The sequence below is a fragment of the Mesorhizobium sp. M1E.F.Ca.ET.045.02.1.1 genome (assembly GCF_003952485.1).
In the GTDB taxonomy this organism is placed as follows: domain Bacteria; phylum Pseudomonadota; class Alphaproteobacteria; order Rhizobiales; family Rhizobiaceae; genus Mesorhizobium.
Window position 1 is genome coordinate 3,899,414 of the sequence record NZ_CP034447.1, and the last position, 13,629, is coordinate 3,913,042.

9 protein-coding genes and 3 pseudogenes are annotated in these 13,629 nt (G+C 60.2%); 10 read left to right on the plus strand and 2 right to left on the minus strand.

From position 1 onward, the window contains the following. The first annotated feature begins 490 nt into the window (after positions 1–490). The 3 genes from EJ070_RS18845 to EJ070_RS18855 all read left to right on the plus strand — a co-directional run bounded on the left by EJ070_RS18845 (position 491) and on the right by EJ070_RS18855 (position 2,903). A complete protein-coding gene (locus EJ070_RS18845; RefSeq protein ID WP_126092696.1) occupies positions 491–1,174 on the plus strand; it encodes an MIP/aquaporin family protein in 684 nt (227 codons plus the stop codon). Between the two features lie 25 nt (positions 1,175–1,199). Next, positions 1,200–1,601: an arsenate reductase (glutaredoxin) gene (arsC, locus tag EJ070_RS18850; protein ID WP_126092697.1), complete on the plus strand. Its 402-nt coding sequence runs from the start codon at positions 1,200–1,202 to the stop codon at positions 1,599–1,601. 387 nt (positions 1,602–1,988) lie between these two features. After that, a complete protein-coding gene (locus EJ070_RS18855; protein WP_126092698.1) occupies positions 1,989–2,903 on the plus strand; it encodes a zincin-like metallopeptidase domain-containing protein in 915 nt (304 codons plus the stop codon). Between the two features lie 70 nt (positions 2,904–2,973). Here EJ070_RS18855 and EJ070_RS18860 read toward each other — a convergent pair whose 3' ends face one another. Then, complete coding sequence (locus tag EJ070_RS18860; protein WP_126092699.1) at positions 2,974–5,052, minus strand: DNA/RNA non-specific endonuclease; 2,079 nt, start codon at positions 5,050–5,052, stop codon at positions 2,974–2,976. Between the two features lie 414 nt (positions 5,053–5,466). Here EJ070_RS18860 and EJ070_RS18865 point away from each other — a divergent pair, with 414 nt between their 5' ends. The 7 genes and pseudogenes from EJ070_RS18865 to EJ070_RS18895 all read left to right on the plus strand — a co-directional run bounded on the left by EJ070_RS18865 (position 5,467) and on the right by EJ070_RS18895 (position 11,640). Beyond that, on the plus strand, positions 5,467–7,122 hold the full coding sequence (locus EJ070_RS18865; RefSeq protein ID WP_126092700.1) for a DUF4403 family protein: 1,656 nt from the start codon (positions 5,467–5,469) through the stop codon (positions 7,120–7,122). Between the two features lie 48 nt (positions 7,123–7,170). Next, the gene (locus tag EJ070_RS18870; protein WP_126092701.1) at positions 7,171–7,821 is read left to right on the plus strand and encodes a hypothetical protein; all 651 of its coding nucleotides are present in this window, start codon (positions 7,171–7,173) and stop codon (positions 7,819–7,821) included. A gap of 175 nt (positions 7,822–7,996) precedes the next feature. Continuing rightward, a pseudogene (locus tag EJ070_RS18875) lies at positions 7,997–8,693 on the plus strand (MIP/aquaporin family protein). After that, positions 8,690–8,785: pseudogene (locus EJ070_RS18880) on the plus strand (arsenate reductase); the annotation flags it as partial. The pseudogenes EJ070_RS18875 and EJ070_RS18880, both read left to right, overlap by 4 nt. 340 nt (positions 8,786–9,125) lie before the next feature. Then, complete coding sequence (panB, locus tag EJ070_RS18885; protein ID WP_126092702.1) at positions 9,126–9,971, plus strand: 3-methyl-2-oxobutanoate hydroxymethyltransferase; 846 nt, start codon at positions 9,126–9,128, stop codon at positions 9,969–9,971. Next, positions 9,968–10,849: a pantoate--beta-alanine ligase gene (gene panC / locus EJ070_RS18890; protein WP_126092703.1), complete on the plus strand. Its 882-nt coding sequence runs from the start codon at positions 9,968–9,970 to the stop codon at positions 10,847–10,849. Before panB ends, panC begins: the two co-directional genes overlap by 4 nt. A gap of 358 nt (positions 10,850–11,207) precedes the next feature. Further along, positions 11,208–11,640: pseudogene (locus tag EJ070_RS18895) on the plus strand (transposase). 429 nt (positions 11,641–12,069) lie between these two features. Here the strand turns inward: EJ070_RS18895 and EJ070_RS18900 are convergent. Next, on the minus strand, positions 12,070–13,545 hold the full coding sequence (locus tag EJ070_RS18900) for an NAD-dependent succinate-semialdehyde dehydrogenase (RefSeq protein ID WP_126092705.1): 1,476 nt from the start codon (positions 13,543–13,545) through the stop codon (positions 12,070–12,072). Positions 13,546–13,629 lie beyond the last annotated feature (84 nt).

The following is a 13,629-nucleotide window of genomic DNA, read 5'->3' on the forward strand; positions in this document are numbered from 1 at the left end:
GGGCCGAGAGGCATACCGAGATCGTAAGCCACGCCGGCACGGCTGCGGTTATCCACCGGTCATACCATCTAATGATGTTCGACTATCGTAGGTAATATAAGGCTGAAATGCTGCGCCCGCTTTGGCAACTGTCCAGTTGGACTTGGCCTGACTACCTTGTTCTTATCGGCCTAACGGCTGCCTTCGTTGTCATCTGGAGCCTCTATTTTTTCATGTTGTCATGTTGTCGAAGATTGATGCCGTAGTGATCGAAAACGCTTGCCGATCTGCAGGAATTGGCCGGCCTTTCCGCCGACCAGCATAAAGCCATAGGGCGGCGGCTAAATATTCAATCCAAATGGCTGCCTTTCGCGCTGTCTACCCTCGTCTACCTGGGTATCGTGATTTTATAGGTTTTACTCCGGAAGGACCGTTCTAACAGGTGCAGGGCATTTTGGCCGCGGAGACGGTCTAATCAAAGGCGAATCCCGGGACCAGGCAGCAATATGAAATGACAACCTTCGATCTTCGCCGTCGGTTTGCCGCCGAAGCCTTAGGCACGGGCCTCCTGGTCGCAACGGTCGTCGGCTCCGGCATTATGGCCGAGACGCTGACGCCTGATATGGGGCTGGCGCTGCTCGGCAACACGCTGGCGACCGGCGCCATGCTGGTGGTGTTGATTACCATCCTCGGGCCGGTCTCCGGCGCGCATTTCAATCCCGCTGTCTCGCTGGTGTTCTGCCTCAACCGGACGCTGCCGGCCCGCGATCTTCCGGCCTATCTGCTGGCGCAACTCGTCGGCGGTGTCGCCGGCTCGCTTGCGGCGCATCTCATGTTCGCCCTGCCGGTTCTGGAGGTCGCGACGAAGCTCCGTGCAGGCCCCGCGCAATGGTTCTCCGAAGCTGTAGCGACATTCGGGCTTGTCGCCGTCATTCTCGCCGGCCTTCGGTTCGAGCAAAAGGCCGTGCCGTGGCTGGTCGGCCTCTACATCACCGCCGCCTATTGGTTCACCGCCTCCACGTCCTTCGCCAATCCGGCCGTCGCGGTGGCGCGCTCGCTCACCAACACCTTTTCCGGCATCAGACCGGTCGATGTGCCGGGCTTCGTCGTCGCCGAGCTGTTCGGGGCCCTGATCGGGCTGGCGCTGATGGGCTGGCTGCTCAGGCCCGAAACCGTTCAGCAATCAAGCCACTGAAAGCCCCACCATTCAAAGGCAAGTCATGACGATCACGATCTACCACAACCCCGCTTGCGGCACCTCGCGCAACACGCTCGCCATGATCCGCGCCAGCGGCGAGGAGCCGGTGGTCATCGAATATCTGAAGACGCCGCCGGGTCGCGAACGGCTGCTTGAGTTGATCGCGGCGATGGGCATCACCCCGCGTGAGCTGTTGCGGGAGAAGGGCACGCCTTATGCCGAGCTTGGGCTTGCCGATCCGAAATGGAGCGACGACGAGCTGATCGATTGCATGCTCGCCCACCCCATCCTGATCAACCGGCCGATCGTCGAGGCGCCCAAGGGAACGAGGCTCTGCCGGCCGTCGGAGGCGGTGCTACCTCTGCTCGACCATCCGGTGCGCGAATTCGTCAAGGAAGACGGCGAGAAGGTCGACTATACATAGCCCAAGTAGAGGTCGCAGGGCTCTCGCCCAGACGTCATCGTTTTCCCAGTCGCACAGGCCAGCCATGGGCTCGTACCTGAAAACGGCTGTGGCAGCGTTCGTCTCTCGTAGCGACGTCCATTCGTCTTGGCGCGCGTGCGGCCTGCCTTTGTAGCGCTTCCTGTCTAGTTCCCTGCCGGCGGGTCTGCGTTCCGGCGATCTGCCCATTGCAGTGGTTTTCTCAATCTTTGCCGCGATATCGGCCAGGCGCGCCGCCCGGTCAAACCCCGCCCGCACCACTCCCGCCGGGAAGAGGCGGGACCGTGTTAGGGCCTGACCGGCCGGCTCAATCGCCCGGCCCTGCTTCTCCGCGTCTTGAGAAAAACCCGACGCAAAAGGAGCAAGGTCATGTCGGATACCAACGAAACCCCGCGGCAGGACGTCTACAGCCGCATCACCAACCAGATCATCGAAGCCCTCGAGCAGGGCGTAAAACCCTGGACGCAGCCTTGGAGTGCCGCCCATGCCGCCGGCCACGTCTCCCGGCCGCTTCGCCACAACGGCAAGCCCTATGCCGGCATCAACGTCCTGACGCTCTGGGCGTCCGCGATGACCGGGCACTATGCCGCGCCGATCTGGATGACCTTCAAGCAGGCCATCGAGCTGGGCGGTCGGGTCCGCAAGGGCGAAAAGGGCTCTCCCGTCGTGTATGCCGACACCCTGCGGCGCACCGAGACCGACGAGGCCACCGGCGATGAGGCCGAGCGCTTCATCCCGTTCCTGAAGGCCTACACGGTCTTCAATGTCGAGCAGGTCGACGATCTGCCGGCTCACTTCTATGCCCGCGCCGAAAATGTCCGCAACCCGGATGAGCGAATTGCCCATGCCGAAGCCTTCTTCGCCGCGACGCGCGCGGACATCCGTCACGGCGGCGACCGCGCCTTCTACAGCCCGGCTCTCGACTTTATCCAAATGCCCCCCTTCGAGACCTTCCGGGATGCACAGGCGTACTATGCAACAATTTCCCACGAGTCGACACATTGGACCCGGCACGCCACGCGCCTTGACCGTGATCTCGGCGGCAAGCGGTTCGGAGACGACGGCTATTCCCGCGAGGAGCTTGTTGCCGAGTTGGGCGCCGCGTTCCTTTGCGCCGACCTGGGGCTGCGGCTCGAGGATCGCGACGACCACGCCGCCTATATCGGGCACTGGCTGTCCGTGCTGAAGGGGGACAAGCGGGCGATCTTCGCCGCCGCGGCACACGCGCAACGCGCCGCAGACTATCTGTCGCGTTTCAGCGCCTCCGAAGCAGCCGCCGCGTGAGCGGCGGCCTTCTGGAGCGACGCGATCAGATATGCGGCAGCTGGCCGTCGCTGCCACGCCGAGTGCCTCGTTACGCCTCGGCGTGTGTATCGGCGCGCAAGAGGACATCGTCAAAAATAACGCCGGCCTGTTCGCTTATGGCTGACAGGGCGACTTGATAGCGTGCATACTCGCCGGGCGCGAATTCCACTCCGAAGCGGTCGACGACATCCTTTTGGGAAAGCCTGAAGCCGTAGGTGCGTAGTGACCGGCGCCCGTTGGTATCGCGCGCCGAGACCGCAACCACTTTCCAAAAGACAAGAGGATACTGCACGACGCCGGTCCCAAAATCCTCAGACGGATCGTTCGCGTCCAAAATCGGTCCCGCTATGATGCAGGCGCGCGTGTCACCGGTTTGCAAGTCGCGTTGAATGTGATTTTCGAAGCCGCCCCACAAGCCTTGAACTCCCGGCCATTGCTTTCCCGGTTGGGAGCGGTTGAAGGCGGCGTGCTGCGGCGTGCAATTTGAGAAGTGAAACGTGTCGGAATTGGCAAACTCGATTTCCGTTGGCGTATCACCCCAGGCATTGTCTTCCCGGCGCACGATATGGCCCCGGTCAATCTGTTTGGCGGGCGCGTAGATATCGGGATCACCCAACTGGTATTGCTGCGGGATTCGCGGGTCAAATACCCAACGATCCTGACCGAAGAAGGCGCGGCCGCTGGAGGTCTTTTTCGATGCATCGTAATCGACGTTAACCGCTGACCACATCTGCATTCGCCGGGAAGCGTTCATTGCCAGGCTGAAGTGATGGTACTTGAGCACGACGGTCTGGCCATTTTCCTTATACATCTCCTGGTCCCGTTCCTGCGAAATGCGAGGCAGCGGCACGGTGATATCGTTTTCGAGGAAATCAGGGTTATAGCCTTCTCGATCGTCGTAATTGGGGTCGAAGCGAAGTGCTTTCTCGATCGCCTCGTCTCTCGTGATCTCGGCCGCCGCCTGAGGAAGCTGTGATGCCGGCACGGCGCTACCAACGAAGATCGTCACTGGTCCGGAAAAATTCATGGTAACGCCGCCCATCACGTTTCCTTTCGTGTTTGCGAAGATTTTGGAGGGATCAGGAGGTAGCAGCGCTTCTGGCGCGCGAGGCGTCGCCAGCTTCGCGACCTCATCGGTGGGATCGGTCGTGTTGGCCAGCAATTCGTCCAAAAGATGCTTGGAGGCGGGCGTGGTCGGCACAAGCCCGCCGAAGGCCTTGACCAATGCGCTTATCCGCACACCCTCGTTAGCGATCCAGTCTATTCCGTCGTCCGGTTGCCCAGGTGACCACGCAGAGCCATCCTTGTTGAGGATCGTGGTGCCACGCATTTTTGGGATGGAGGCGTGGTGCAAGCCGACGACCTCCCACATCTGCGAATAGCAGGCGGAGCCCGATGATCCTTCCTCGGTGTCGGTCTCGTACCGGAGGAAGCCGTCGTCCCGCAGCTCAAGCAGCCGGCAATTCTGCATCGCATAGCGTTTTGGCCCGCCATCAGGATATTCGATCATCCGGATCGGCATTCCAGGCAGGATCTTTGACCGCGATCCATTGATCGCCAGGAAGTTGACAGAGGAGAGAAGCTCGCCGGTGATCGCCTTCGGCTTCACCGCGACGAGCGCGAAATCGAGATCCTCCGCCGAGAAGAAAAGGGCATCCGGATCAAACTCGAAAATGATGCCTCGGGCGACACCCGATGCCGTCTCATCATGAAGAAAGTTGGCCCCGGTTCCTCGTACCGAGCCGGGATCCGGAAATACGTGCCAGTTGGTCAGAAGAACGTTAGGTGAGACCATGAACCCGGTCGCAAACCCGACCGGATCGACCTTGGGATCGACGTTGGCCACGATGCGCGCGACCGGCCGGCCAGCGGCTCGGGCAGCATCGTCTGGCGGCAAGGTGTACCAGTCCAGGGTAGGGCCTATCTTCCGCTCGACGAACACCGGAAGACGGCCTTGTGCCTTCAGTTCGCTCGCCTGATCAAAGCTCGAACGGCGAGCGTCGTAGCGCGCCTGTTCCGAAGGCGTCACTTGCGTCGTCGCAGGCGTTGGCGGCTGTGCTTTCCATCGTTTTGCAGCCGCAATCATTACCGCGCGGTGTCGCTCGTCGAACAAATTAGTCGCGGCCATGGTAGGTTCCTCCCTCCAAGGAATAGGGAAAGTCGATAGAACTCTATTTGATGATAGTAATTGAGAGATTGGACTTAAAACGATTAGCGCTCAGAGGGTGTATGTTTAAGCGGCTAACAACTTCCACTCGAAGGCCTTTTGGCTCACGCTGCTGATCGGGAAATTTCTTTCCAAAACCCCAGACTCCTCTTACATCACTATGCAACAAAGAGTAATGTGCGGTCAATGTGAAGAATAGAGTTCTCGGCGAAGTTCGTAGGGCGGGATCGCTTGTTCGGTTGTCTTTGGCGGCAGTCGCTTCGGCGGCCTGCGCATGGGGGACCTGAAGGTCATTCGATCACGTAGAGATCGCAAAGCGGTGACCCTCTGCGCCACCGCTTCAGCAGGTGCAGAGCATTCTTGGGGGAGACGTCCATGACAGCGCTTACCGGACCGGACACGAAGTTGCGTGTCGCTCACTTTGCCGCCGCCGCTCGCCGGTTCGTTCCGGTCCTTCTCATCTTGCTTAGCGTTTCGGGCTGCGAAAAAAATCTGTTCCAGGCGCCACCCCATGGTGGCACTGCCGATGTGCCGCCAGCACCCGTGACAGACAGCGTTCTCACGCTGGTGGCGCAAATCCCGTATGAGACGCTAGTGCAAGCAGCGCAATCGAAGATACCGCAATCCGTTCCAGTGCAGGGAGATGGTCAAATCGGATGTGTCGGTATTCCGCATATTAATCCCGGACACGTAGGACACCATACTGAGTGCCGTTGGATCGGTGTCCGTGTTTGCGCTGAAGTGCCTGACCTTACCGCGCCGAGCATTGGCACTACGAACCAATGCGCCGACTATCATTGGCACGCTGATATCAAAACCGATGGCCCTCTTGTCGTGGCCCAGGCGGGCAATGGCGTTCACGTCGAACAGCCGCTGTTTGTCAGCGGTCAGGCCGGCGTCGGCGGCGACCTCGCCAAACTGCTTTCGCTTTCCGGGAAGAACTTCGAGGCTCGGCTGGTCCCCGGCCTCGATCTGCAGCTCGATATGAACGATAAGTGGTGCCCCGTGCTCGCGGGAACCCCAACCGGCAGATGGGTGAGCAGTGCTTCGGTAGAGGTAGTGGGCAAAAACTGCCTCGGCTTTGATTTTGGAAACCTGGGGCACCCCCAAGTCTGCGCAGGGCCGATCAATCTGGGACTGGCCGACGTGTTGAACGGCCAGGTCAATGACCACCGTTCCAAGATACAGGATGCCATCGCCAAAGCTCTGCCCTGTGAGGCACTTCGGTCAAAGGTTGAGGCCCAGTGGCACGCCATTTCGATCAAGATCGACCGAGCGGACAGCACGCCGGTCTATCTCAACATCGTCCCCACAGCGGCGAGCTTTTCGGGCCTGGTCGGTGAAGCGCAAGGCATGAAGATGACCGTGCGTGTCGCGGCAAAGACCAGTCTTGCCGCAGAACCAGTTGCCACGCAGTCCCAGCCTCTGCCGCCATTGGGTAAAACATCAGCCGATCGAAGTCAGGCCGATATCACCCTGCAAGCAACTACACCGTATGAATTGCTGTCGGCCGAGCTGTCAAAGAACCTTAAGGGTCGCGATTTCCAGCAGCAGACGCCCGCAGGCACCGTCGATGTCAAGATCGACGATGTTGATCTCTATCCTAGCGCTGGCTCCGTCGTGGTGGGCTTGAAGGTCAAGGCAAAGCTGCCGGGCAAGTTCCTGAATACGACTGGCTGGGTTTACCTCTCAGGGCTACCCCGCGTCGAGAAAACTGGAACAGCGATCTCGATCAGTGAATTGCATTTCGCGACGGTCCTGGACAACGCCTTCTGGAAGGCAGCTCAATCCCTATTCGAAACCCAGATCCTGGCAGATTTAGAGGCTCATTCGAAAGTCGATCTCAACAAGCAGATCAACGACGCGTCCGATGAGATTTTGAAGGCCGTTCACAATACCAACGTTCCGGGATTGAAGATTTCCGCTGACACTCCTTCGATTGAACTTCTCGACATCACTGTGGGGCCGAAAAATCTGATTGCCCGTGCCCGACTCAAAATGAATTTCGATATGGCGCTATCGGGTCAGTAGCCCGTCTGCCGACGAGCCGTGGCCGCCCATAACGATCAAGAGGTGCAAATGACGCAATCGCAGCTTAGCAAGGTTTGGTTTGTGGTCAGTGCGCTTCTTCTCTATTACGCCCTGAATTCTTGGGTGGTAGCGCAAGGCGGGGAAGAGATATTCGATGCAAAGCTGGTCATGAAGGCGAGGGTGCCTGCAGTAATGATCGCAATCCCGATATGTTCAATTTTGCTCGCACTAACCTCACTCGTTGGACGCGTCTATTCCCTACGCGGCGGCTCGAAATGGCATGAGCGAATACCGGTTGTTGGCTTCGACGGGATCGATACGGGCTCGCGTGAAGGCCGCGTCTATCAAGGCGCCATGATTACAGTCTTCTCCCTGCTGCCCGCGATTGCGCTGGTCTATTTCTGGTGTACGTTTCTCTCTGCGACGGTGATGCTGAACGACGGCAAGAAGGACCCAGGCGCCAGCCTTTGGGATTGGTCGCAGCTCCGGACGCTAAACGATCCCGCTCGTATCTGCACTGAATTTCACAAGGAGCTTGCCGATCCGTGTATCGGCAATGCGACCGTGCTGCCGGGCCTTGAGCCAACAATCTTTGGCGCGCTAACCCTCGCGGCCGTTGTCGTACTCGCGATGCACTGGCGTGCCGTGGTGACGGGCCAACGGCATGAGACCCCACGGATCACGACCCGCGGCAAGTAAGAGTCAGCGGACTGAAACTGTCAGTCGGTTGCGGGCGACAAAAGAGGCTTGCGGCCCAGCAATTCCAGCAAGGCGATCTGGCCGGTAGCGGCAGATCCGGAAACCCACGCCAACATCACCCACTCGGAAACGGTCATGCCGCCGCTATGGCGCAATCAATCCCGGCAGGAACAAGATGACAACCTTCGATCTGCCGCGCCGGTTTGCCGCCGAAGCCCATAGGCACCGGTCTCCTGGTGGCGACCGTGGTTGGCTCCGGCATCATGGCCGAGACGCTAACGCATGACACGGCGCTGGCGCTGCTCGGCAACACGCTCGCGACTGGCGCCATGCTGGTGGTGTTGGTCACCATTCTCGGGCCGATCTCCGGTGCGCATTTCAATCCGGCCGTCTCGCTGGTGTTCTGCTTGAACCGGACGCTGCCGGCCCGCGACCTTCCAGCCTATCTGGTCGCGCAGGTCGTCGGCGGGATAGCCGGCACGGTCGCAGCGCATCTGATGTTCGCCCTGCCGGTGCTGGAGATTGCCACGAAACTCCGTGCAGGCCCCGCGCAACTGTTCTCCGAAGCTGTCGCGACAATCGGGCTGGTCGCGGTCATTCTCGCCGGCTTTCGGTTCGAGCAAAGAGCCGTGCCCTGGCTGGTCGGACTCTACATCACCGCCGGCTACTGGTTCACCGCGTCCACGTCCTTCGCCAATCCGGCCGTCGCGCTGGCGCGTTCGCTCACCAACACCTTTTCCGGCATCAGGCCGCTCGACCTGCCGGGCTTCATCGTCGCCGAACTGATCGGCGCCTTGGTCGCGCTAGCGCTGATGGGCTGGCTGCTGCGGCCCGAAATCGAGCAATCCGAGCCACTGAAAGCCAAGCCATGACGATCACGATCTACCACAACCCCGCTTGCGGCACCTCGCGCAACACGCTCGCCATGATCTGCGCCAGCGGCGAGGAGCCGGTGGTGATCGAGTAAGACGTAGCGGTCGAACAACCCTTTGCCGTTCACTGGACTTCACGCGCAAACGGCTCGATGCCTAACCGGTGTTGCGCCAATGTCAATTAGAGCGAGCGATTGCAAAGGCTGCCCACTTGGTCGCTGTTGATTGTCTGCTGTGACAGATCCACCGGCTGAGGGTCAGCGGCCCAAATCGGGGGACGCTTGCCGAACTGAATTCGATTGCAGGCGCGCGAAACTGGTCATGACGAAGAATGTCGTCGGCAAATGATTGTGCGCTGCAAATTCTCTCTTCGCAACTGCACAAAATTGTGGCACATGCTTCCATCCGCTGACGCAGGGGAAGGAGAGGCTGGTGAGCGCAACCGCGGGATCGAAGGCCTTGACGGTGCCGCAAATAGTGGCGCGGAAGGCCAAGACGCCACTTGTTTGCTTGACGGCGTACACAACGCCCGTCGCCAAGCTGGTCGACGGCTTTTGCGACGTGGTGCTGGTCGGTGACAGTGTCGGCATGGTGTTGCGCGGCATGCCTTCAACGCTCGGCGTCACGCTCGAAATGATGATCCTGCACGGCAAGGCCGTGCGGCGCGGACTTCAAAGCGCCCTGATGGTCGTCGACATGCCTTTTGGCTCTTACGAGGAAAGCCCGGCGCAGGCCTTCCGCAATGCGGCCCTGGTCGTGACCGAAACCGGAGCGGCGGCGGTCAAGCTCGAAGGCGGCGAAAGCGTCGCTGAAACAATCCGGTTTTTGACCGCGCGCGGCATACCCGTGATGGGCCATGTCGGCCTGACGCCGCAGGCGGTCAATGCTTTCGGCGGTTATCGCATTCAGGGACAAGGCGAGGATGCCGAACGGATCCTGCGTGATGCGACGGCGGCGGCCGAGGCTGGCGCATTCGCCGTCATACTTGAGAAGATACCGGAGGCTCTGGCTCGGCTGATTACAGAGCAAGTGGCCATCCCAACAATCGGCATCGGTGCATCGCCGGCCTGCGACGGGCAGATCCTTGTTGTCGACGACATGCTGGGTCTGTTTAGCGCTTTTCGTCCAAGATTCGTCAAACGGTACGCAGAACTTGGAAGCGACGCCGAGGCAGCGATCGCGGCATACGCAAAGGATGTGCGCGAGCGCCGCTTTCCAGCGCTTGAGCACGTCTTCGGCCACGAGCCGGGCGCAGTCACTGAAGGAGCAGCAGAATGAGCACCGCGATCGTCCGCATCGTCTCCGAACTGCGCAGCATCGTTGCCGCCTGGCGCCGCGAGGGCCTAAGGATTGCCGTTGTGCCCACCATGGGCGCCCTGCATGCAGGGCATCTCAGCCTCGTGCGGGCAGCACTTGCCAAGGCTGATCGCGTGATCGTGACGCTGTTCGTCAACCCGACGCAATTTAACAATGCCGCTGATCTGGCCGCCTATCCGCGCACGGAACATGATGACGCGGCGAAGCTCGCATCTGTCGGCACTCATATCCTTTATGCTCCCAATGCCGCCGACATGTATCCGCCAGGCTTCGCGACCACCGTTTCGGTCGGCGGTGTCAGCGACGGGCTTTGCGGCACGTTTCGGCCCGGCCACTTCGATGGCGTGGCGACGGTGGTCACGAAGCTGCTTCTGCAGACTGGGGCCGACCTGGCGTTTTTCGGCGAGAAGGATTTTCAGCAGCTCCACGTCGTGCGCCAGCTTATCCGTGACCTCGATATCCCAATCGAGATCATCGCTGGTCCGACGGTGCGCGAAGCCGATGGCCTGGCGATGTCGTCGCGCAACGCGCGGCTCACTTTGGCTGATCGCAACAAGGCGCCTCGGTTGGCTGAAGTCCTGATCCAAACCGCCAGGCAGCTGAGTTTAGGAGAATCTGTACCTCGCACGCTGAGTGTCGGGCGCGAGGCGATCCTCGCCGCCGGTTTCTCGAAGGTCGAGTATCTCGAACTGCGCGCGGATAGTAATCTTGCCCCAATGCTCACATTAGATCGACCAGCGCGGCTGCTCGTCGCCGCTTGGCTCGGGGAAACGAGGCTAATCGACAATGTCGAGGTGGCGTTGCCGCGCGCTGAAGCGTTGCATCAAGCCGCTGCCTGAATCGAAAAGGCGTGACAGAACGCTCGGGCGTCGTAGAGATGGTGCTTGGCGTTCGGCGTTGCCTGCGCGTCGGAAGACCAGCATTTGTCTGCCATGATGTGTCCATGACCTCGAATGCCAAGGCCATGCGTTGGCTTTGATCAACGAATCTTAAGTCAAGTGCTTGGTTGGAGCGAAAGCCTTCAAAGCGATGAAATCCGTTGTGCGCCGGCATATTCTCTGGTGTTCTGCTCGCGGCGACTCGCGCTGGAGGATGCAATCTGATGGGAGTTGCCAAGACCGCATGCTGGCGGATAAACGCCGACGCGGCACGGAACTGCCCCCGGGATCCTTTGGCAATCACCTCGCAGGAACCATTATGAGGCGTCAAGCCCGACCATTTATCGTGGAAGTCAAACGTAAGCGCGGCATTCCAAAACAGGCGCGGTCCATTTGGGGGGATTTGGACATATCGGCGGCCATCATCGAGACAAAGAGCTCGGACGTCAGACGCGGCGGCACCAATTCGAACCAGCCGCAAAATCTACTCTGCAAAGGAGCGAGCCGAGAAGCTCTCCGAGATGCAAAAGTCCATGGGCCGCGGCGCCACTTTGAAACTGGCGGCAAAGCAGGCTGGCATATCGGAACAGACCTACTATCACTGGAAGCGAGCCTCCGCACCTGAAGCCCGTGGCGACGATCTCAAGGACCTGCTGGCGCTCGAGGATGAAAACAAGCGTCTAAAAGCGCTGCTCGCTCAGCGCCTTCGCAAGGAGAACGCGGAACTCAAAATGAAGCTTGGCCTGGCTTAGGATCCTCTGGATCGCAGCAAGCCGGGAGCGGCGACGGCAGGTGTCGTGACGTCCCCAATAGCTAGCCCCGATTGACCCACCGAGCAGTCGGTCCCTCGCCTGACTTTGAGCGACTAATTTGCGGCAAGGGCCGACGGGCGATGGCCCCGTTAGGGGTATTGGCGGCCCACAGCAATTGGGCCGCTGTCGCGTAAGAAGCATTTACTTCAGCCACAGCGTCCTAACAAAAAAGTAACTTGCGTTCGTCACATAACAAGCGCTCAACGTAGCAGTCCTCCATGAGCGTGTGCCGGGAGAGGAGATCCGGCAGGGCGCCGCCCTTGGGTCAGGGCAGCCGTCCTTTGTTGTTTGTTCACGTCGGACATCGTAGCTGCCGAACGAGCGATCCTAAGCCGCGGCGGACCTGAACTGGCAGCTAGACCCGGGAGATCATAGCCCACCGATACACAGGTATTTCATCTCGAGGTAATCCTCGAGCCCGTGGCGCGACCCTTCGCGTCCGATGCCGGATTGCTTGATGCCGCCGAAGGGAGCTGCCTCCGAGGACATGCGGCCGGTGTTGATGCCGACCATTCCATATTCCAGGGCCTCGGCAACCTGCCAGACGCGCTTGAGATTTGAAGCGTAGAAATAGGCAGCAAGCCCATAGATCGTATCGTTGGCCTCACGAACGACCTGATCCGGGTCCACGAACGAGATGACCGGCGCCAATGGCCCGAATGTCTCTTCCTGCGCAACCGCCATTTCGCTCGTCACATCGGTAAGTACCGTCGGTGGGAAGAAGGTGCCTTCCTTGCCTATGCGAGCACCTCCACACCGGATCGTGCTGCCTTTCGCGACGGCATCAGCTATATGAGATTCGATTTTGGCAAGCGCTTGCCTGTCGATCAGCGGGCCGATTGCCACGTCGGGTTTGAAGCCGTCGCCCACCGAAAGCTGACGGACCTTTTCGACGAATTTTGTAACAAACACGTCGTGCACGCCTGACTGGACGTAAAGGCGGTTGGCCGAAACGCAGGTCTGGCCGGCATTGCGGAACTTCGCCTGGATCGCGCCGTCAACCGCCGCGTCGACATCGGCATCGTCAAAGACGATGAACGGTGCGTTGCCGCCGAGCTCAAGGCTAAGCTTCTTGATCTGGTCCGAGCACTGCCGCATCAGCAGCCGTCCAACCTCGGTTGAGCCTGTGAAGCTGATCTTACGCACCTTGGGATTGGCGCAAAGTTCCTGGCCGATCGCCCCGCCTTCGGAGGCGTAGATCAAATTCACGACGCCGTCGGGAAAACCGGCCTCGTGGGCGAGGGCGAACATGGCGCCTGCCACGAGCGGGGTTTGTTCGGCAGGCTTCAGCACGATCGTGCATCCGGCGGCCAATGCCGGCGAGATTTTGCGCGCCACCATGGAAGCTGGAAAATTCCATGGGGTGATTGCGCCAACAACGCCGATTGGTTGCTTAATGACCAGCATGCGGCGGTCCGTCGAGGGCGCCGAGATCGTCTCGCCATAGATACGATTGGCCTCTTCGGCGTACCACTGCAGATAGGCGGCAGCATGCGCTACCTCGGATTTCGCCTCCGCGAGCGGCTTGCCCATTTCGGCAGTAAGGATGGAGGCAAGGTCGTCAGTGTGGTCGATGATCAGCTGATGCCAGCGCCAAAGCATGTCGCTGCGCTCACGCGCGGTCAGCGCCGCCCACCCATGCCGTGCCGCGTCGGCTTTGTCGATCGCGGCGCGCGTCTCCTCCACGCCCATGGCGGGGAGTTCCGCCAGCAACTCGCCGGTCGCCGGATTCGTAACCTCGAAGGTGCGTATGTCGGCGGGCTTGCCGAGAGCTGGGAGGCGGTCGATTGCTGCAAACAGTTTTGGTGATTTCAGGTGGCGGAGCAGCGCCGGACGCAGGGGCAGGAGATGATCTCCTCGAGGCAGTGGGCTAGTCGGTCGGCGGCGGGATATCTACCCTGGCGCTGTGCTTTCGCAGGGACTGCATAC

Bases quoted from the DNA above. Each gene is read 5' to 3' on its own strand.
- EJ070_RS18845 (WP_126092696.1), top strand. From the start codon at position 491: ATGACAACCTTCGATCTTCGCCGTCGGTTTGCCGCCGAAGCCTTAGGC.
- arsC (WP_126092697.1), top strand. From the start codon at position 1,200: ATGACGATCACGATCTACCACAACCCCGCTTGCGGCACCTCGCGCAAC.
- EJ070_RS18855 (WP_126092698.1), top strand. From the start codon at position 1,989: ATGTCGGATACCAACGAAACCCCGCGGCAGGACGTCTACAGCCGCATC.
- EJ070_RS18860 (WP_126092699.1), bottom strand. From the start codon at position 5,052: ATGGCCGCGACTAATTTGTTCGACGAGCGACACCGCGCGGTAATGATT.
- EJ070_RS18865 (WP_126092700.1), top strand. From the start codon at position 5,467: ATGACAGCGCTTACCGGACCGGACACGAAGTTGCGTGTCGCTCACTTT.
- EJ070_RS18870 (WP_126092701.1), top strand. From the start codon at position 7,171: ATGACGCAATCGCAGCTTAGCAAGGTTTGGTTTGTGGTCAGTGCGCTT.
- panC (WP_126092703.1), top strand. From the start codon at position 9,968: ATGAGCACCGCGATCGTCCGCATCGTCTCCGAACTGCGCAGCATCGTT.